Below are 17,752 nucleotides of genomic sequence, written 5' to 3'. Positions count from 1 at the left end.
GCGGATCGCAGCGGCCGGTAGGTTGGAGCCGTGAGCACTGCAGCCATCGGCATCGACATCGGCGGAACCGGCATCAAGGGCGCGGCGGTCGATCTCGACACCGGAACCCTGACCACCGAGCGCATCAAGCTGAACACCCCCAAGGGCGGCAAGCCCGACGCCATCGTCGAGACCGTCGTCTCGCTGATCGGCAAGCTCGGCGGCGTCGCGGCCGATACCCCGGTCGGGGTCTGCTTCCCGGCCGTGGTCCAGCACGGGCACACCATGTCCGCGGCCAACGTCGACAAGTCGTGGATCGGCCTGGCCGCCGAGAAGCTGTTCGAGAGCGCCCTGGGTCGCGACATCACCTTCGTGAACGATGCGGATGCCGCCGGCTATGCGGAGTCGCAGTTCGGCGCGGCCAAGGATCGGAAGGGTCTGATCCTGATGACGACCCTCGGCACCGGCATCGGCTCGGCGATCATCTACAACGGCGTGCTCGTGCCCAACGCGGAGCTCGGCCACATCGCGCTCGACGGCTACGAGGACTACGAGAAGCAGGCCTCGTTCATCGTCAAGGAGAACGAGGGACTGAGCTGGAAGCAGTGGGCGGCCCGGCTGCAGAAGTACTACTCCAAGCTCGAATCGCTCTTCACCCCCGATCTGTTCATCGTCGGCGGCGGCGTCTCGAAGCACCACAAGGACTTCCTGCCCCTGCTCGATCTCAAGACGAAGATCGTGCCGGCGGAGCTGCGCAACAACGCGGGTCTGCTCGGTGCCGCATCCCTGGCCGCGCACGGCGCGGGCACCCGGGTGACCGATGAGGCTCAGGACCTCATCGACAAGGCGAGCCCCGCCGACTCCTAGGCGTCTCTTCTCGCGCGGATCCGGAAAACCTCAGTAGAGGTCGGTGCGCCGGTCGTCGAGCGCGTGCGCCAGCGCGGTGTGCTGCTTGTCGCGGGACAGGCTGAGGTCGAGCTCGGCGATCGCCGTGCCGCCCTCTTCCTCCGTTGCCGCGACGATGTCGCCGGTGAGGTCGATGATGCTGGTCCCGTGGTTCCACTGCTGGCCGCGCTCATCGCCGCTGCGATCGCAGGCGGCGATGGCGACCCGATTGATCCGGGCCATGGCCATCGCGATGACGACTTCGGGGCGCACTCCCCCGGCGACCTTCGGCATCCGCGGCCAGTTGGTCGGCACGGCGATCAGGTCTGCTCCGGCGATCGCCAGGTGCCGCGACAGCTCGGGGAACTCGAGGTCGTAGCAGATCAGCACACCGATCCGCCCGACAGCCGTGTCGAGGATCGGCGGAAGCTCGGCTCCGACGGCGAAGAACAGCTTCTCCCGATCCCACAGGTGGGTCTTCCGGTAGACCGCGCGCACGCCGGACCCATCCACCACGATCGCGCTGTTGAACAGGGTGCCGTCGTCCGCGAGCTCCGCGAATCCCGCGATCACGACGGCGTCGGTCGGGCGCGCGAGCTCGGACCAGAGGGCGAAGAGCGGGTCGGATGCGGGCACCGCGGCCGCGCGCAGCTCGTCGACGCTGTCGAACATGTAGCCCGAGGTGGCGAGCTCAGGGAGCACGATCACCTGGGCGCCCGACTCGAGCGCATCCACGATCGCGGCGGTGGCCCGCAGACGGTCGGACTGGGGCTCGCCGACGCGGGGGGCGAGCTGCCGGCAGGCGATCCGTGTCATCCGAAGTCCGTCCGTGAGTACCTGCGTTCCGGCTCGCTTCCTGCGGAATCTCGCAGGAATCGAGCCGGAACGCAGGAAAGGAATGGGCCGGCTGCTACGCCGGGTTCTGTCCCTGCTTTCGCAGGTGACGGTCATCTATCTCGGGACTGCGTTGCCGCAGCCCTCTAGCGGTCTACCCGGGAACTCGGCGAGCCGCCTCAGCGTTCCCTGCTTGACCTTGCTCCGGGCGAGGTTTACCTAGCGAGCCTGATCACCCAGGCCCCTGGTGGTCTCTTACACCACCGTTTCACCCTTACCCCGTGCTTGCGCACGTGGCGGTCTGCTCTCTGTTGCACTTGCTCTCGGGTTGCCCCGGGTGGGTGTTACCCACCGCCCTGCTCTGCGGAGCCCGGACGTTCCTCGGCATCACAGCGCCCTGCGTCTTGCGACGCGGTGCGAAGGATGACGCGACCGTCTTGCCGACCCATTCGAGCGTTCACCCTATCCGCAAAGCCTCGCTGCGGCACATTTTCACGGTTCAGGTGATCGAACGCGGATCAGGCGAAAATCACCTGAACGGTGTGCGAAACGGCGGAATCGCCTGATCCGTGAAAGCAGCGGGGCGAAGGGGCAGGGCGACCGGTCAGAGCCCGGACTCCTCGGTGCGGATGAGGATGCAGCCGCTCTCGGGGTCGAGGACGACCTCGTCAGGCGCGGCACGGCGGATCTCGGCGAGCTCGGACGCGTTGAGGGCGAGCTGGCTTCCCCCAGACACCCCACGGGTGAGCAGCGCCGCCCCGATGCCGTAGCGGGTGCGCTGGCGCTCGTACAGGCCGAGGAGATCCTCGGGCAGCTCGGCGGCGATGCGCTCGCGCCGGCCGGTCATGTCGGCGAGCTCGTCGCGAAGCAGTCCGAGCGCGCTGTCGCGCTCCTCCTCGAGCGCCGCGATCCGGGCGGCATGGGCCGCCGCCGCGGAGTTCAGCTCGGCGACGGCGCCCTCCTGCGATTCCACCCGCTCCATGACGGCCAGCTCGATGTCCTCGAGATCGGATCGGCGCCGGCCGAGCGAGGCGAGCTCATGCTCGAGGCCCTGAGCGTCCTTCGCACTGCTCACCTGGGCGAGCCGAGAGGTGTCGCGCGCCATGCGAGCTTCGACCAGGGAGACGTCGGACTCGATGCGGGTCAGCTCGGTGCGGATGTCCTCGAGCACGCCGCGCTCGATCGTGAGCTGCCGACGGGTGGCCTCGGCCTCTTTGCCGACGGCGGCAAGCTCGGCGAGCTGGGGCAGGGTCTTCTCCTGGTGCCGCAGCCGCTGCGCCCGAGTGTCGAGCTCCTGAAGATCGAGGAGTCGCTTCTGCAGGTGGGGGCTCGCGGTGACTGTCACCCGCTCAGACTATCGAGCCGGTCCCTCAGCGACGGGCGCGGGAGCGAGCGGGCAGTCCGGTGCGACCGCGAGACCGCGCCGGCGCGACCCGCTCGTTGCCTCGCGCGGTCGCCTGCCCGGTCCCCCGCCCGCTGACCCGCCCGCTGACCCGCCCGCCGCCCAGAGCGCCGAACAGAGGAACGATCAGGCCGAGCACCAGGGCGCCGAGCAGACCCAGGTCGCTGCGCGCGAGATCACCCGCAGGATCAATGCCGCCGAGGCGCCACAGGTAGCCCTCGAAGCCGAAGCCATCGGAGCCGAGGAAGCCGATACCGACGACCGTGACCACGAGCAGCCCGACGAGGTTGAGGATGCGGTAGTCGGGATACTGTCCGCCGCGGCGAAGCAGGGCGAGGCCATCGATCTCGCGGTTGCGGGTGAGCAGGTCGGTGCAGACGATCCCGGCCCAGGCCAGCACCGGCACGGCGATGGTCGGCAGCAGGGCGAAGGTGAGCGGCACCGTGCGGCTGGTCGCCAGCATCGCGACGGCGCCGAGGGCCGCCGCCACGCCTCCGAAGATGAGGGTCGAGGGCACTCGTCCGAGCGGCACCCCCGCGCCGGGCAGGGTGAGGCCGCCCGAATACACGGTCGTCGTCACGCCGGCGATGAGGCTGGCGAGCACGGCGAAGAGCAGCGGGACCGGGAACCAGATGGGCATCTGGTCGGCCAGGGCGGCGATCGGGTCGGCGGCGAGCCCCGCGCTCATCGCATCGGACGATGCGGCCAGCAGGGCGCCCCAGGCGACGAGGATCACGGCGGGCAGCGCACCGCCGAAGGCGGCCCACGCCACGGTGGCCGAGCCCGAGGTCTGGGTGCGCTGGTATCGAGCCGTCTCGCCGCCGCTCGCGAGCCAGGCGGTCGCGAGCACGCCGAGCACGGCCATCGCTCCGCCGACGAGGAGCGGCCAGGATCCATCCGGCCGGGAAAGCGCGACGCTGAGATCGACGAGCGGAGCGGTGAAGCCGATGACCAGGGCCACGGAGATCGCCGCGATGCCGGTGACCGCCAGCTGCACGCGCGCGAGGAGCCAGTAGCCGAACGTCGCGACGGCTGTGCCGAGTGCCGCCACGAGGACGACCGCCACGATCGCCGCGATCGGCGGCCCGACGAAGATGTCCCAGCCTGCTTCGAGCACGATCGAGCTGACGCTGCTGCCGACCAGCCAGAGCAGCACAGCGGCCCAGGCCAGGCGGATCCCGACCTGCAGCGCGGCGGGCACGACATTGCCCACCAGGCCGAAGGTGGCGCGCGAGGCGACGGCCATCGGCTGCCCGGTGCGCTTGGCGCCGAGCACGGTGATCCCGAGCGGCAGGCAGGCGATGAGCGTGCCGACGAGGGCGGCGACGAGCGCCTGCCGGAGACTCACGCCCAGGGCGACGACCGAGGCGCCGAGGGCAAGGGTGACGATGGAGGCGTTGGGCGCGAACCACAGCCAGAACATCCGCGTGGCGCGACCCACGCGCTGTTCCAGCGGAGTCGGCTCCACGACGGGCTGCTCGATGCTGAACGCCGGCCGGCCCTTGGCCACCTCGTTCGGGAGCAGCAGCGGTGCCTCCTCATCGAGGCGCGGGGTGAAGATCGGAGTGATGGGCCCGGTGTCCTGGCCTCGCACCGGCGGTGCGACCGGCGCGTAGTCGCCCGGATGCAGCACCGCCTCCTCCGGCTGCCAGACGTCGTCGGCGTCGTCGGCGAGGTCGGGGTCCACGACGGTCACGATCGGCACGGAGCCCGTGTTGATCGGGATCGAGCCGGTGTTGCTCGTCTCGAACGGCTCGTAGACGTACTCGTCGTCCAGCTCCTCGTCGAGGCGAGGGACCGGACCGGTGGAGCTCAGCCGCGGATAGGCGAGCATCGGCTCGCCGAAGTCGGAAGGCGGCCCGACCCGGACGTCCGTCGGACTGGTGGGCGGGAACGTCAGGTCTTGCCGCGGCAGATCGAGAGGCGGAGGCGTGGGCGAGATCGGCTGCGGGGCGCCGGAGAACGACGGGTCCGCTGGCTGGCTCGGGTTCTGCCGTCGGTAGGGCACCGGCGTCGATGGAACGGGGTCGATCGGCGTGATGGGAGGAGGTGTGACCGCAGCCGGTGTGACGGAGACGGGCGTGATCGGCGTCGGCGTAGGTGTCATCGGCGTCGGCGTGACGGCAGAACCGGAGGGCGGGAGCTGAGTCACCTGCCAGGTCGGGGCGGAATCGGCCCCGGATGGGCGTCGCGGTGACGCTTCCGACTCGGATGAGGCGTCGGCGCCCTCAACTGCTCGCTCGTCGGGACGGCTGGCCGTTCCTACCGCGGGATCCTCGTCGACGTGAGCCGCCTCGCGGAGACGGCTCTCCCAGGCGAGGTAGTCGGAATCGTCCAGCTGCTTGCTCGCGAGCAGGGGCATCAGCCGCTCGAGACGCTCGATCGCCTTCGAGTCGGCCGCGATGCCGTTCGGGCCGGTGACGGGCGTCGCCGTCGATCCGGTCGTCGGCGTCGTGTTCGGGCCGGTCACCGGACGGTCCATCGGTCCGGTCGGCGGGAACGCGGGCGCGCCGGCGGGTGGCGTCACTGGTGCCGCGGGCGGGGCGCCCGAAACGGAGCCACTCGGTGTGCGCGACGGACGCGACTCCTGCAGGAAGGCGGTCCAGTTCGCCTCCGCGTCGGACAGCTCGGGGGTGGGGGCGGCGTGCCGATGCGAGGACGGCTGGGAGGGCAGCTCTGTCGGAGCGGTCGGTGGCATCCGCAGCGATGGCGGATTGAACTGCGCGAAACGAGGTGGGCTGTCCTGCAGCTCGTCGTCGTCGAGATCAGCAGGATCTGCATGCGCATCCGTGCGGTCCTCGGATGGATATGACGGACGGGCGGTGGGAGCCGCCGGCGGGGACACGGGCGGTGTATTCGGCGAGCGCGTTCCCTGGCCCGTGCCGAACGGCATCGAGGAGAAGGATGGCGCGCCGTGCAGAGGACCTGCGGTCGGATTCTCGACGGCCGCTGAATCGCTGAATGGCGGAGATGGCGGAGATGGCGGCGGGGTCGCGGGCGCGGACGGCAGGCGCTGCTCGCCGCCCGTCGGCCGTGGCGGTCGCATCGGCAGCCCGCCCGCGGGAGTCTCCGGCGTCCAGCGGTTCGCAGGCGGCACCGGCCAGTCGCCCGGCGACTCGGGGACGGCCGCCCGACGACCCCGACCCGGCACTGCCGGGATGCCGTAGGCGGGCGTGAGCGTGGTGGGGACGGGAAGAGGCACGTCGGCGCGCGGAAGAGTCACGTCGTCCGGCTCGACGTCGACAGGAGTGCGGGCGGCGCGCCAGGCCGGACGCTGCGGCGCGTCGGGCGAGGCTGCCGCGGCGTCGCGCGCACGTGGCTCCCGCCCGGTCGGCTCGGACTCCGCTCTCGCGACAGGCGCAGGCGTGACAGGTGCAGGGGCGGCGGGCGCAGGGGCCGCGGGTGCGGAGATCACCGGGATGGAGCCGGTAGGGGCGAAGCGATCGAGCTGAGCCTGGAGGGCCGATGCGAGCTCGTCGTCGTCGTGGCTGGCGGGGGTTCCACCGCCCGCAGACCGCTCGTCCCTCCCGTCAGCCATTCGCACATAGTAGCGACGAGCGGTCGGGAGCGCGGCGGTGCGTGTCGCTCTCAGCCGCCGCCGGAGAGCCTCGGCACCCGCGCGGCCCGGGGTCGCGGGCGGACCATCATGATGAGGATTCCCAGGAGAATCGCGGCCACCCCGAACCATGCGGGAGCATCGAGCCGCTCTCCCACGACGACCACCGCGAGCACCGTGGCCACGACGGGCTCGAGCAGCGTGATGGTGGTCGCAGTGCTGCTCGACACATGCCTGAGTCCTCGTCCGAACAGGAGGTAGGCGGCGAACATGGGACCGATCGCGAGGTAGAGGGTGATGCCGATCGACGATCCGGTCTGCAGGATCGGCGCTCCGACCACGAGGAGCACGACGAGCAGCGGCACGGCGCCGGCGCCGAACACCGCGCCGACCACGCCACCCGACGGATGGCCCTGCTGGAGCAGCCGCCGAGCGGCGTAGGTGTACCCGGCGTAGCTGAGGCCGGCGACCAGCGCGAGGCCGACGCCGAGCATCGGCGATCCGGAGTCGGAAGCTGCGGCGTCGGATCGGCTGTGCGCGACGTCGCCCGTGATGCCCAGCGCCGCGACGCCGGCGACGGCGAGGGCCGTCGCGATGCTCCAGCGGACCGTCAGGCGCGTGCGCTCGATCGCGAACTCGAGCAGAGCCGCGAAGACCGGCGCCGAGCCGAGGCTGACCACATTGCCGACCGCCACCCCGGCCGACGACATGGCCGAGTAGAACGCGAGCGGATAGATGACGACTCCCACGGCGCCGAACACGATCCACGGCAAGGCCGCCCGTGAGCGGAGGATCGGCAGCGCCTGGCGCCAGCCGACGGCCAGGAGCAACGCTCCGCCGACGCCCATGGTCGCCGCGCCGGTCGCGAGCGGCGACACCGACGCGGGCAGGAAGCTCGCGGCCGTGCCGGTCGTGCCCCACAGCAGGCTGGCGAGCACGAGATACAGCATCGCCCCCAGTGTGCCGGATCGTGGGCCGATCCCGGGTCAGGGGCGCCCCGGTCCGCTCCGAGCGCGGTGGTTGCGGCCGAGCGCGGTGGGTGAACCTCCCGCGTTCGGTTGCAGCTACCGCGCTCGAGCGCCCTGCAGCGGCAGTCGGTCAGACGGCCGGGGTGATGTTGAAGTTGTCGCGGAACAGGTTGCTCGGATCGAGCTGCTCCTTCAGCGCGCGCAGGCGGGCCAGCGTGGCGGGCGGGAAGGCATCGGATACCCGCTCGGGTCGAAGATCCGTCTCGAAGCTGATGTAGAGCCCCGAGAAGTGGGAGGCGAACTCCTCCCACAGCACGTTCATCCGCTCGAGGTCGGATCCGAACGCCACGACCGAGAAATTGGCGCTGCGCCCGGCATAGGCGGTCGCATCGGAGGGCACATCGGCGACGGCGCCGCCCACGGAGCGGATGCCGAAGAAGTAGACCTCCCCCGTGGCCAGCAGCCGGGCGGCCGCCTCCGCGAACTCGCTCGTGATGTGGTCGAGTAGTCCGGACCGGGCGACCGGGTCCCCCTGGCCGCTGTGCGCTCCGCCCTGCGCGTTGGCCATGACCGCGGCGTAGGGCTTGAGCTGAACGGTCTGATCGAGCAGCGGCGCGACCTCCGCCAGGGGCTGGAGTCGCTCGAGGATGACATCGGGATCATCGGAGTCGACGACGGCCATCACGGTCGCGACGACCTGACCCCCTCGGGAGCCGCCCATCATCAGGAAGCTCGTGACATCCCGGGGCGCGCCCTCGATGTAGGCGCCCCAGCGCTCGAGGAAGCCCGCGCGATCGGTGGCGTCCATCGCGAGCTGCGCCCAGCCGACGTCGCCGACCTCGTCCACCTCGAACTCGAACGCCACGGCGATCCCGAAGTTCGCTCCCGCACCGCGCATCGCCCAGAACAGCTCCGCGTGGTGCTCCGCGTCGGCGGTCACCAGGCTGCCGTCGGCGAGGACCACGTCGACCGAGCGCAGGTGATCGATGGTCAGCCCATGCTCGCGGACCAGCCAGCCGATGCCGCCCGCGGTCGCCAGCCCGCCGACGCCGACTCCCCCGTAGTCGCCCGAGCTCAGCGCCCAGCCGCGTTCGCCGAGCACGCGCGCCACATCCATCCAACGGGCTCCCGGACCGATCCGCACGCGGCGGGCCGCCACGTCCACTACCTCGATGGAGGCGAGGGCGCCGACGTCGAGGACGATCCCGCCCTGATTCGTCGACCGGCCGCTGATCCCGTGCCCTCCGCTGCGCACGCCGAACGGCAGGTCGGGATGGCGGCGGGCGAAGCCGACGCCGTCCTGCACCTGCTCGACATTCGTGGCCGCGAGCACGATCCCGGGCCGACCGCCCCGCATGTAGGTCGAGCTCACCCGCGAGTAGCCGGAATCGCCCGGCTCGACGGCGCTCGCCGCGAGCGAGGCGGGCACGTCGTCGTAGTCGAGGCCTGCCGCGCGCAGTGCGAGTGCAGCGGCCCCGCGTCGCCGCGGCTCGACCGGTCGATCGGCACGCTCGCGCGCAGCCGACTCCCGGAGCTCAGGCATGACCTCCTCGGCGAACCGCCGCATGGTGTCGGGATCGTCGGACGCGAGGATGAGGGTGCTCACGCCGTCCTCGAGGATGAGCGGCAGCAGCTCATCGACCCACTGCGAGCTCGGACCCGTCAGGAATCCCCCGCGCTGAGGCGCGAAGCGTCCCGAGATGTTGAGCATGCGGCGGATCTCGCGGGGATCGCGGCCCGCATCCGCCGCAGCCGCGTCGATGATCGCGCTGCCTGCGGCCAAGCCGCCCGGCTCGAGGTAGGCGAAGGACGGCAGCCAGCCGTCGCCCTTGCGTCCGATCAGTCGGAGCATCCGCGGCTTGAGGGCGCCGATCCAGATCGGCATCTCGTGGGCGGGTGATGGGCCGCGCTTCGTCCCGTTCACCCGGTGGTACGTGCCGGGCACGCGCAGCGGACTGCGGTCGTCGGCCGCCCAGATGCCGCGGATGATGTCGATCGCCTCGCTGAGCGCGTCGACCGCCTGGCCCGGGGTGAGCCGGGCGCCGCCCATCGCCTCGATGGCGTCCCAGAACCCTCCGGCGCCGAGCGCGAGGTCGAAGCGACCGTCGGAGAGCAGGTCGAGGCTGGTGGCGGCGCGGGCGAGCACGGCCGGCGGCCGGAGCGGCACGTTGAGCACATTGGCGGCGATGTGGATCCGCTCGGTCTGCGCGGCCACCCAGGTCATCACGGTCCAGGTGTCGAGGAACGCCGGCTGATACGGGTGGTCCTGGAACGTGACCAGGTCGAACCCCAAGGTCTCGCTCAGCTGCGCCCGGGCGACGGCACCCTGCGCTGGTGCGGCAGCCGGAGTGAGAAATGTGCCGAACTGCAGCTCGTGCCCGTAATCCATCCCGTCAGCCTTCCCAGTGATCAGCCCCGACGCAAACCCTGAGTGAGCGGCTTACTATTGGATAGTGACCATCGAGACGTCCGCTCCGTCAGCCCTCTCTCCCGAACTCGACCTCGCCCATATCGACGATGCCGAGTGCCGCCGCTTCACCAGCGCGGTCGAGCTGATCGGCAAGCGCTGGAGCTCGGGCATCCTGCTTGCGATCGCGCGTGGGGCGAGCCGGTTCAGCGAGATCGTCGCCGTGGTCGACGGACTGTCCGACCGGCTCCTCGCCCAACGGCTCCGCGAGCTCGAGGCCACCGGGCTGGTGCGACGCACCGTCATCCCGTCCACGCCGGTGCAGGTCCGCTACGCCCTCACGGAGCGCGGGCGGGAACTGCTCGAGTCGCTGCAGCCGCTGGCTCGGTGGGGTCAGCGCTGGCTGGAGCCGCGAGCAGAGCGCCGCGCCGACGCAGGCGGCGGTAAGGACCGGGGCGCGCAGGACTGATCCGGTGTCGACCGCGTCTGATTCGCCCCCGCGACTCCGCGGCCGCGGGTCAGAGGATGTCGGGGACCAGCTCGTCCATGTTGAACATGGATGCCTGCAGCGGGCGGAACTGCGAGGAGAAGCTGGCGAAGCCGGCATCGATGCTCGCCTCGTTGGCGTAGGCCATCTCGGGGGCGGGCTCGTCGGCGCTCGGCACATCGCCCACGTAGAACTCGGCTCGATCGGCGGCGATCTCGAAGTCGCACCACGGCTCGAGGCCGCCCCACATCTTGATCCGGTTGCTGGCGATGGTGGCGTTCCACTCCATGATGGTCCAGGCGGTGCGCTTGCCGATCGGCGTGCGGGCGTCCCAGCGGAGGTAGTTGACCCCGGTCGCGACGATGAGAGCCGTGTTTCCGGAGGTGATCTCGAGCGCTCCGCGGGTGTCGAAGATGCACCAGGCGGTGGAGCGGATGGCGTCGAAGCGGATGTCGATCAGCGACGCCTCGTCCAGGGCATGCGCCTCCGACAGCGGGTCCATGTCAGGCCGGGCGATGATCCCGAACCTCGAGGGGCTCCGGAGAAACTCTTCGATCGTTGCCACGGTCACACGTCCTCAGTAAGTCGGCTGTCTGTCGGCGAGTGGGCCGCAGCCCACAAGGGCGATGCCCCCATCGCTGTACATTGTGGCCGATGACCCCCGTTCCGACGTGCGTATAGCCGCGTTCTGGGGTCGAGTGTCGCCCGATTCGGGGGTACGGAGGCACCTCAGAAGGCTGGAATCAGCCGTCGTGCGAGGTCGGACGGGTCGCGGCGTACACCGCGACCGCTCCCAGCGGGATGCTGATGAGCACCAGAGTCGCCCGGATGGCCGGAGCTCCGCCCTCCGACATGGCGATCGCGCAGGCGATGCTCAGCGCCACCAGCGCGGCGAAAACGACAAGGGCGACGGCGATCAGTCGGGGCGATCGACGGGGCATGTCGGGAGTATCGCACCGGGCCGTCCGCGGCTGCTGACTTCCGGCTGACAGTTGCTGCGGATGACCTGCACCTCCGACCGCTACGGTGCTGCAGGTGATCCCCGGTTCCGATCTCCGCGCCGAACGGCGGAGGCTGGTGGTCTACCTCCTGCTGGTCAGCGTCGTCGCTGCCGTATTCGTCGCGATCGGGATCGCCACGGGCAAGCCCGCGCTCGTTGCGGCAGCCATCACGGCGTGGCTGTTCGCGGTCGGCAGGACCCTGCTCGATCAGCACCGCGAGCGCGTCCGTCGACGTCGCGAATGAGGGCGCCCGAGACGGGTGTCGGGATGAGTGTCGAGCTGCGTCGTGGGCTGGGTAGCGGGCGACCGCTCAGGACTGATCGCCCCGACGGTGGACGCCCCGGGCGGCGATCAGGAAGAGGGTCCCGAGCACGGTGAGCCCTCCCAGCCCGAAGAGCTGCGGGTTGACGGTGAAGAGGAAGTCCTCGTACACGATGTCGTCGAGCGTGCGGCCGGTCTCTGCGCTGTAGACGTCGCCGTACGAGTCGACCGCGTAGCTGCCGCCGCCCTGCGCGAGCCAGCCGAACTTGTAGAGCAGCGCCGAGGCCGCGATCAGGGCGATCCCCGTGACCAGGAGCGCCACGATCCAGCGGATGTCGATGCCCGCGCGCCGCGCAGGTGCGTCGTCGGTCGGAACAGTTGCTTCATGCCGTGCCGACTCATCGTCGATGGCCGCCGCATCCGGGGTCGATAGGCCCGTGTCGACCGCCGCCGCGCCTCCGGTCGCCGCATATTCGCGCTGGAAACGTGCGTGATCCGCTGCGTTGCCCGATCCTGACGACATCGTCGACCTCCTTCTGGCGGACGCCGACAGCGCCTGCACCCTCGATCCTGGAACGGATTCGGAGCGGACACCAGCGGCGCTTGCTCAATGCTCAGGCGGCCCGGCGTCCGTCCCCCGCGCCACCCGCGTACCGATAAGCGGACTCGACGCCGAATCCGACCGTTTCGAGGCCGGATTTGGGCGCAACTCCGCTGATCGGTACGGCCGGTCCGCTGATCGGTACGGGCGCGAGGACACACGACCGGAGCATGACGGTCGATTCAGCGAAGGTGGCGCAGGTACTGCTCGGGCGATCGGAGGAAGCGCTGCCAGTGGCCCACCATCTCGAGGTCATCCCAGGACGTGCGGTGGAATCCGTGGGCATCGACCTGGATGATGTCGGCACCAGGGGTCGCGGCGATGATCGGCGAATGGGTCGCGCAGATCACCTGGCCGCGCTCGGACGTCACAGTCAGAAGCGTGGACACCAGCGCGAGGCTCGAGGTGAAGGAAAGTGCCGATTCCGGCTCGTCGAGCACGTAGAGGCCTGGCCCATCGAAGCGTCCACGGAACAGCTGCAGGAATCCCTCGCCGTGGCTGATCTCCGCCGCCGACTCGTCGCCGTAGCCGTCCACGCCCGCGCCGGTCATGTACTCGAGCACCCCCATCGCGGTCTCGGCTCGAAGGAAGTAGCCGGCGCCGCGTGCCATCCCGTACAAAGGTCCTCGATCGAATCGAAGGCGCTCCCCGAGCGAGCCCTTCGGCAGCGCCGAGGCGTATCGGCGGGCGCCGTGACCGCCGCGGACGTCGACCCCATAAGACTCCGCCATCGCTTCGACCAGAGTGGACTTGCCTGCTCCGTTCTCACCCACCAGAACGGTGATCGGGGCGCGGAAGCGCATTCCGTCTCGCGTGAGCTGTGCCACGGCCGGCACGGTCCACGGCCATTCCCCCGAGCGCGCGTCCTCGTCGAGCCGAGCCCCATCCACACGGAACCCGTCGACGATCATGCCGCCGACGCTAGCGCCCGCCTCCGACGGCCCGGAGCCCGTCCCCCTATCCGCGTACCGCTAAGCGGACTCGACGCCGGATTCGACCGTTTCGAGGCCCGATTCGGGCTCATGTCCGCTGATCGGTACGGGCGTGAGCGGTCCGAACGCCGAACGCCGAGCGCGGGCGGGACCGATCAGCGGGTGGTCGTCCAGTCGAGGTTGATGACCTGGCCGATGTAGAGCGTCTCGCCGAAGTCGGGGATGGACGGATTCATCCGGAGCAGCTGCTGCTGCGGCACGTCGAAGCGCTGGGCGATATCGAAGAAGGCGTCACCCGAGACCACCGTGTAGGTCAGCAGATTGCCGTCGGCGTCGGCTGTCGTGGAGCCGCGCGCGGCCGGAGCGGAGCCGAGATCGACGGCCGGTCCCTCGACCACCTCGGGTGCCGACGCGTTGGGCACCGGATCGATCGTCGGCGCCGGAGCGGGAGGGGCGACCACGGGAGTCGGCGTGGGAGTGGGTGTCGGGGTCACCGTGACGACCACCGTCGGCGCTGGGGCGGTGATGGTGACCGCGGGGGCCGGTTCAGCCGCGCATGCGGTGAGGAGCAGGAGCGCGACGCCCGATGAGGCCGCCATCGCCACTGCTCGCGTCGTCCGGTTCGTCATGGTTCCCCCATCCTGCCTCGATTCCTGCGCTCCACAGCGCAGCCGATCGTCCGGCAGGCGCTCCATAACCTGTCCTTGACGCCCGCCCTTCTCGGCATACGGTGTTCCCATGCTGGCGCTCATCTCGGAGGCACCGCGCTCCTGCCACGTCGCGACGACGGTCTGCGAGGACACGTTCGGCTTCGACGCGGGGCCGCTCCTGATCGTGCTCTTCGCGCTGGCCGTCATCGGCTTCGTCGTCACGATCGTGCTCGGCGCCCGCCGCCGAAGCCAGCAGCTGCGGGATCACGACGAGTCGAGCGGCCCCAACGGCCCGACGGACGACTGACCGACGAACGACTGACCGACGACCGTGCAGCACATTGACTGAGCGGACATACTGCGCCGGTCGTCCATACTGGCGCGATGGCGGAAACCGAGTTCGACCGTGAGCGTGCCACCAACTGGGTGCTCGTCGGCACCCTCACCCTCGCCGCGCTCGCCTGCCTGATCGCCGGCGCGGCCGTCGCCGCTTCGAGCGGCAACCTGGGCGGATGGGTGAGCATGGCCCTGGGCGTCGTCCTCGCGGCACTCGCCGCCTTCCAGCTGCGGAACCAGCTGCGCTCACGCCGCGCCGCCACTCGCTCCGACTCGGACGGCGCACCGCCGCTCTAGCCACGCAGCGGCACGAGAGCGCCGTCTCCTCGAACTGCTCCGTGGTCAGGTCAGTCGCATCACCGTGACGGTCTCGAATGCCGGATCGCTGGCACCGTGCAGCCGAGCGCCGCTCGCCACCAGACTGCGCAGATGCGCGACCATCGCCTGCGAGATGAGCTCTCCGGGCAGCAGCGACGGGACGCCGGGCGGATAGGCGGCGATGGACTCGCAGGAGATCCGTCCGACCGCCTCGTCGACGGGTACCCGGATGCCGTCGCTGAGGAACGCCGTCCTCGGGGTGACGGGCATCGGCGGCAGGTCGGCCGTGAAGGTGCCGTCGAGCACAGACACGGGCTCCGGTCGCCGCAGGCGGGCCACCGTCTCCTCGATGTCGCCGGCGACGCGCAGCAGCGCGGACTGGGTCTCCCCCAGTCCCACGATCAGCACGATCGTGGTCTGCAGCGCGAGCTCGACGTGCACGTCGTACGTGCGGCGCAGCTCGGCGGCGAGCTCGACGCCCGTGCACCCCGTCGCCCGCACATCGAGGACGATCCGCATGGGGTCGTAGGCGGCGATGCCCTTGCTCCCCACATGCCGCTCGTCCAGCAGCTCGATGCCGTCGATGGTGCGGAGCTTCGCGCGCGCCACATCGAGTGCCTGAAGGGTCTCGTGCAGCAGCTGCTCTCCGTGCATCGCGAGCTGGCGGCGAGCACTGTCGAGCGACGCGATGAGCAGCGAGGACGGACTGGTGCTCCGCAGCAGACGGAGCACCCGGGCCACGGCCGCGGTATCGATCCGACCGGAGCCGGCGATGTGCAGGATCGCGCTCTGGGTGAGCGACCCGGCGATCTTGTGCGTGCTGGTGAGCATCGCGTCGGCTCCCTGCGACAGCGCGGTCGCCGGCAGATCGGGATGGAAGCCGAAGTGCGGACCCCAGGACTGGTCGACGACGAGCGCGACATCGGCGGCGTGCGCCACCTCTGCGAGCCCCGCGATGTCGGCGGTCATTCCGTAGTAGGTCGGCGAGACCACGAAGACGGCCGTCGCCTCGGGATCCGCTTCCAGCGCCGCTGCCAGAGCCTCGGGAGTGACGCAGTGCGCGATGCCCAGCTCCGCGTCGTACTCGGGGCGGACGAAGGTGGGGCTCCCGCCCGACAGCACGAGGCCGTCGATGACGGACGCATGCGAGTTGCGCTGGGCGATGACGTGCGTGCCCTCGGGTGCGAGCGCCAGGCAGAGCGCGTGATTGCCCTGGGTGGCGCCGTTGGTCAGGAAGAACGAGCGGTCCGCGCCGTAAGCCGCCGCCGCCAGACGCTCGGCGCGCTCGTAGGGGGTCGGCACCGATCCGAGGTCGATCCCGTGGATGTCCTGCGGCACGTCGGCTGCGAGCGCATCGACGCCGATCGCCTTGCGCAGCGCGGGGTCCGCGCCGGGGCCGCCCTTGTGCCCGGGCACGTGGAAGCGCGCGGGACCGCGGAACCCGTACGCCACCAGGGCGTCGAGATAGGGGGCGGATCTCTGGGCGCCCAGGTCGTCCTCGTCGAGGTCGGTCATGCGGCTCCCTTGGTCAGCGCGGCTCGGGCCCGGCCGAGCGAGTTGGTCAGCCCCCAGCGGGCTCCGAGCGCCTCGATCGCGGTTTCGTCGATATGCGCACCGACCCGCGCGTCGACCTCCGGCAGGTCGAGATCGCGGGCGACGGCGACCACCGCAGGTGCCCGGCCGAGATAGTCCTCCGCTGCCCGGATCTTGGCCCGCACGCTCGCCGACAGGCTCACGTCCGGGTCGTCGACCGCTGCGACGATCCCCGCGAGATCGCCGAACTGCGCGAGGAGGGAGGCGGCGGTCTTGTCGCCCACTCCCGCGACTCCGGGGAGCCCATCGGAGGTGTCGCCGCGCATCGTCGCGAAGTCGGCGTACTGGCGGGCGTCGACGCCGTACTTGGCCCGCACCACATCATCGGTGACGAGCTCGAGGTTGCTCATGCCACGAGCGGTATAGATCACGCGCACGCCGCGGGAGTCGTCCACGACCTGGAACAGGTCCCGGTCCCCCGTGACGATGTCGACGGCGATCGAGGAGGTCGAGCCGAGGGTGCCGATGATGTCGTCCGCCTCGTAGCCGGCCATGCCGACGATGGGGATGCCGAGCGCGCGAAGGGTGTCCTCGATGATCGGCACCTGGACCTGCAGCGGGTCGGGAACCACCTCGACATCGGGACCCACCTCGATGACCTCGGCGACCCGATGGGTCTTGTACGTCGGGATGAGGTCCACCCGCCACTGGGGGCGCCAGTCGTCGTCCCAGCAGGCGATCAACTCGGTCGGCTCGAACTCGCCCACCAGGCGGCTGATCATGTCGAGCAGGCCGCGCGCCGCGTTGATCGGTGTGCCGTCGGGGGCTTGCACGGTGTCCGGCACTCCGTAGAAGGCCCGGAAGTACAGGGCTGCCGTGTCCAGCAGCATCAGGCGGCCATCGCTCATGCCCCCAGTGTGGCGGATCCGCACCGGAAGTAGGCTCGGGGCGATGACCAACACGCGCGGCGCCGGCACGAAGGCCGCCATCCAGGCCGCCGCCGCCGACCTCTTCGCGAAGAGCGGCTACGCCACCACCACCGTGCGCGACATCGCGAGCGTCGCAGGGGTGGATCCGGCTCTGGTGATCCGGCATTTCGGCTCCAAGGAGAGCCTGTTCCTTGAGACGATGCAGATCGAGACCGAGCATCAGCCGCTGCTCGAGGAGCCTCTCGAGTCCCTCGGCGAGCGCTTCATCGAGTACACGCTCAGCACGGACGAGCAGGTCCGCGGCGTGTACCTGGCCCTGATCCGCGCGAGCGATGCGGGTGAGATCGGATCGCGGCTGCGCGCCGCCCACGATGCGGGCTTTGTGACTCCCCTGATGGCGCGGCTGACCGGAGACGACGTCGAGCTGCGCGCGCGGCTGGCCGCCGCCCTGGTCGGCGGCCTGCTCTACAGCCTGTGGGTCGTGGGCGACGAGGCGCTGCTCGCCGCTGATCACGACCACATCGTCGCCCGCTACGGCTCGCTGCTGCAGCAGCTGATCACCCCACCGAGCTGATCTCTCCACCGAGCTGCCCAGTTCTGCCGCCTGGAGTGCGTTACAGGCGGCAGAACTGGGCAGCTCGCGGATCGGACGGGCGGCCCGTGCGCGGCTAGC

Annotated in this window: 18 protein-coding genes and 1 other RNA gene; 6 read left to right on the top strand and 13 right to left on the bottom strand. The window is 70.5% G+C overall.

The window, feature by feature from the left end:
• Positions 1–30 precede the first annotated feature (30 nt).
• Complete coding sequence (ppgK, locus tag E6C64_RS00740; RefSeq protein WP_136425713.1) at positions 31–846, top strand: polyphosphate--glucose phosphotransferase; 816 nt, start codon at positions 31–33, stop codon at positions 844–846.
• A 30-nt stretch (positions 847–876) separates the two neighbouring features.
• Here ppgK and E6C64_RS00735 read toward each other — a convergent pair whose 3' ends face one another.
• From E6C64_RS00735 to E6C64_RS00710, 6 genes are all read right to left on the bottom strand, one after another.
• A complete protein-coding gene (locus tag E6C64_RS00735) occupies positions 877–1,680 on the bottom strand; it encodes a nitrilase-related carbon-nitrogen hydrolase (protein WP_136425712.1) in 804 nt (267 codons plus the stop codon).
• 79 nt (positions 1,681–1,759) lie between these two features.
• An RNA gene (gene rnpB, locus E6C64_RS00730) (RNase P RNA component class A) lies at positions 1,760–2,146 on the bottom strand.
• Positions 2,147–2,302: 156 nt separating this feature from the next.
• A complete protein-coding gene (locus E6C64_RS00725; protein ID WP_136425711.1) occupies positions 2,303–3,043 on the bottom strand; it encodes a zinc ribbon domain-containing protein in 741 nt (246 codons plus the stop codon).
• Between the two features lie 25 nt (positions 3,044–3,068).
• Complete coding sequence (locus E6C64_RS00720) at positions 3,069–6,638, bottom strand: purine-cytosine permease family protein (RefSeq protein ID WP_136425710.1); 3,570 nt, start codon at positions 6,636–6,638, stop codon at positions 3,069–3,071.
• A gap of 50 nt (positions 6,639–6,688) precedes the next feature.
• Positions 6,689–7,606 carry a DMT family transporter gene (locus tag E6C64_RS00715; protein ID WP_199240920.1) on the bottom strand — a complete coding sequence of 306 codons (918 nt, stop codon included), beginning with the start codon at positions 7,604–7,606 and terminating at the stop codon, positions 6,689–6,691.
• A 148-nt stretch (positions 7,607–7,754) separates the two neighbouring features.
• On the bottom strand, positions 7,755–10,013 hold the full coding sequence (locus E6C64_RS00710; protein ID WP_136425709.1) for an LLM class flavin-dependent oxidoreductase: 2,259 nt from the start codon (positions 10,011–10,013) through the stop codon (positions 7,755–7,757).
• A 64-nt stretch (positions 10,014–10,077) separates the two neighbouring features.
• Between E6C64_RS00710 and E6C64_RS00705 the strand changes: the two genes are divergently transcribed.
• A complete protein-coding gene (locus E6C64_RS00705) occupies positions 10,078–10,500 on the top strand; it encodes a winged helix-turn-helix transcriptional regulator (protein WP_233255389.1) in 423 nt (140 codons plus the stop codon).
• Between the two features lie 49 nt (positions 10,501–10,549).
• On the opposite strand, the gene E6C64_RS00700 is transcribed toward E6C64_RS00705, so the two are convergent.
• A complete protein-coding gene (locus E6C64_RS00700; RefSeq protein ID WP_136425708.1) occupies positions 10,550–11,083 on the bottom strand; it encodes a hypothetical protein in 534 nt (177 codons plus the stop codon).
• Between the two features lie 178 nt (positions 11,084–11,261).
• Positions 11,262–11,459, bottom strand: a complete 198-nt coding sequence (locus tag E6C64_RS00695) for a hypothetical protein (RefSeq protein WP_136425707.1) — start codon at positions 11,457–11,459, stop codon at positions 11,262–11,264.
• Positions 11,460–11,553: 94 nt separating this feature from the next.
• On the opposite strand from E6C64_RS00695, the gene E6C64_RS00690 reads away from it, so the two are divergent.
• Positions 11,554–11,763: a hypothetical protein gene (locus E6C64_RS00690; protein ID WP_136425706.1), complete on the top strand. Its 210-nt coding sequence runs from the start codon at positions 11,554–11,556 to the stop codon at positions 11,761–11,763.
• 66 nt (positions 11,764–11,829) lie between these two features.
• On the opposite strand, the gene E6C64_RS00685 is transcribed toward E6C64_RS00690, so the two are convergent.
• From E6C64_RS00685 to E6C64_RS00675, 3 genes are all read right to left on the bottom strand, one after another.
• Positions 11,830–12,303: a hypothetical protein gene (locus E6C64_RS00685; protein ID WP_136425705.1), complete on the bottom strand. Its 474-nt coding sequence runs from the start codon at positions 12,301–12,303 to the stop codon at positions 11,830–11,832.
• Between the two features lie 260 nt (positions 12,304–12,563).
• Positions 12,564–13,292 carry an AAA family ATPase gene (locus tag E6C64_RS00680; RefSeq protein ID WP_136425704.1) on the bottom strand — a complete coding sequence of 243 codons (729 nt, stop codon included), beginning with the start codon at positions 13,290–13,292 and terminating at the stop codon, positions 12,564–12,566.
• 176 nt (positions 13,293–13,468) lie between these two features.
• On the bottom strand, positions 13,469–13,942 hold the full coding sequence (locus E6C64_RS00675; RefSeq protein WP_136425703.1) for a LysM peptidoglycan-binding domain-containing protein: 474 nt from the start codon (positions 13,940–13,942) through the stop codon (positions 13,469–13,471).
• A 109-nt stretch (positions 13,943–14,051) separates the two neighbouring features.
• Here E6C64_RS00675 and E6C64_RS00670 point away from each other — a divergent pair, with 109 nt between their 5' ends.
• A complete protein-coding gene (locus E6C64_RS00670) occupies positions 14,052–14,270 on the top strand; it encodes a hypothetical protein (protein ID WP_136425702.1) in 219 nt (72 codons plus the stop codon).
• 77 nt (positions 14,271–14,347) lie between these two features.
• Complete coding sequence (locus tag E6C64_RS00665) at positions 14,348–14,596, top strand: hypothetical protein (RefSeq protein WP_136425701.1); 249 nt, start codon at positions 14,348–14,350, stop codon at positions 14,594–14,596.
• Positions 14,597–14,641: 45 nt separating this feature from the next.
• Here E6C64_RS00665 and E6C64_RS00660 read toward each other — a convergent pair whose 3' ends face one another.
• Positions 14,642–16,132 (bottom strand): aminotransferase class I/II-fold pyridoxal phosphate-dependent enzyme, encoded by a 1,491-nt coding sequence (locus tag E6C64_RS00660; RefSeq protein WP_136425700.1) that lies wholly within the window; start codon positions 16,130–16,132, stop codon positions 14,642–14,644.
• Positions 16,129–17,058: a 5'-3' exonuclease gene (locus E6C64_RS00655; RefSeq protein ID WP_136425699.1), complete on the bottom strand. Its 930-nt coding sequence runs from the start codon at positions 17,056–17,058 to the stop codon at positions 16,129–16,131. The genes E6C64_RS00660 and E6C64_RS00655 overlap by 4 nt, the downstream gene beginning before the upstream one ends.
• Before the next feature lie 43 nt (positions 17,059–17,101).
• Here E6C64_RS00655 and E6C64_RS00650 point away from each other — a divergent pair, with 43 nt between their 5' ends.
• Entirely contained in the window at positions 17,102–17,653 is a 552-nt protein-coding gene (locus E6C64_RS00650) for a TetR/AcrR family transcriptional regulator (RefSeq protein WP_136425698.1), read from the top strand.
• Positions 17,654–17,752 lie beyond the last annotated feature (99 nt).

It is taken from the genome of Naasia lichenicola (genome assembly GCF_004801885.1).
GTDB lineage: Bacteria > Actinomycetota > Actinomycetes > Actinomycetales > Microbacteriaceae > Naasia > Naasia lichenicola.
This window is presented reverse-complemented; position numbering and strand designations above follow the sequence as displayed.

Bases quoted from the DNA above. Each gene is read 5' to 3' on its own strand.
- E6C64_RS00735 (WP_136425712.1), bottom strand. From the start codon at position 1,680: ATGACACGGATCGCCTGCCGGCAGCTCGCCCCCCGCGTCGGCGAGCCC.
- E6C64_RS00720 (WP_136425710.1), bottom strand. From the start codon at position 6,638: ATGGCTGACGGGAGGGACGAGCGGTCTGCGGGCGGTGGAACCCCCGCC.
- E6C64_RS00715 (WP_199240920.1), bottom strand. From the start codon at position 7,606: ATGCTGTATCTCGTGCTCGCCAGCCTGCTGTGGGGCACGACCGGCACG.
- E6C64_RS00710 (WP_136425709.1), bottom strand. From the start codon at position 10,013: ATGGATTACGGGCACGAGCTGCAGTTCGGCACATTTCTCACTCCGGCT.
- E6C64_RS00695 (WP_136425707.1), bottom strand. From the start codon at position 11,459: ATGCCCCGTCGATCGCCCCGACTGATCGCCGTCGCCCTTGTCGTTTTC.
- E6C64_RS00685 (WP_136425705.1), bottom strand. From the start codon at position 12,303: ATGTCGTCAGGATCGGGCAACGCAGCGGATCACGCACGTTTCCAGCGC.
- E6C64_RS00680 (WP_136425704.1), bottom strand. From the start codon at position 13,292: ATGATCGTCGACGGGTTCCGTGTGGATGGGGCTCGGCTCGACGAGGAC.
- E6C64_RS00675 (WP_136425703.1), bottom strand. From the start codon at position 13,942: ATGACGAACCGGACGACGCGAGCAGTGGCGATGGCGGCCTCATCGGGC.
- E6C64_RS00670 (WP_136425702.1), top strand. From the start codon at position 14,052: ATGCTGGCGCTCATCTCGGAGGCACCGCGCTCCTGCCACGTCGCGACG.
- E6C64_RS00665 (WP_136425701.1), top strand. From the start codon at position 14,348: ATGGCGGAAACCGAGTTCGACCGTGAGCGTGCCACCAACTGGGTGCTC.
- E6C64_RS00660 (WP_136425700.1), bottom strand. From the start codon at position 16,132: ATGACCGACCTCGACGAGGACGACCTGGGCGCCCAGAGATCCGCCCCC.
- E6C64_RS00655 (WP_136425699.1), bottom strand. From the start codon at position 17,058: ATGAGCGATGGCCGCCTGATGCTGCTGGACACGGCAGCCCTGTACTTC.
- E6C64_RS00650 (WP_136425698.1), top strand. From the start codon at position 17,102: ATGACCAACACGCGCGGCGCCGGCACGAAGGCCGCCATCCAGGCCGCC.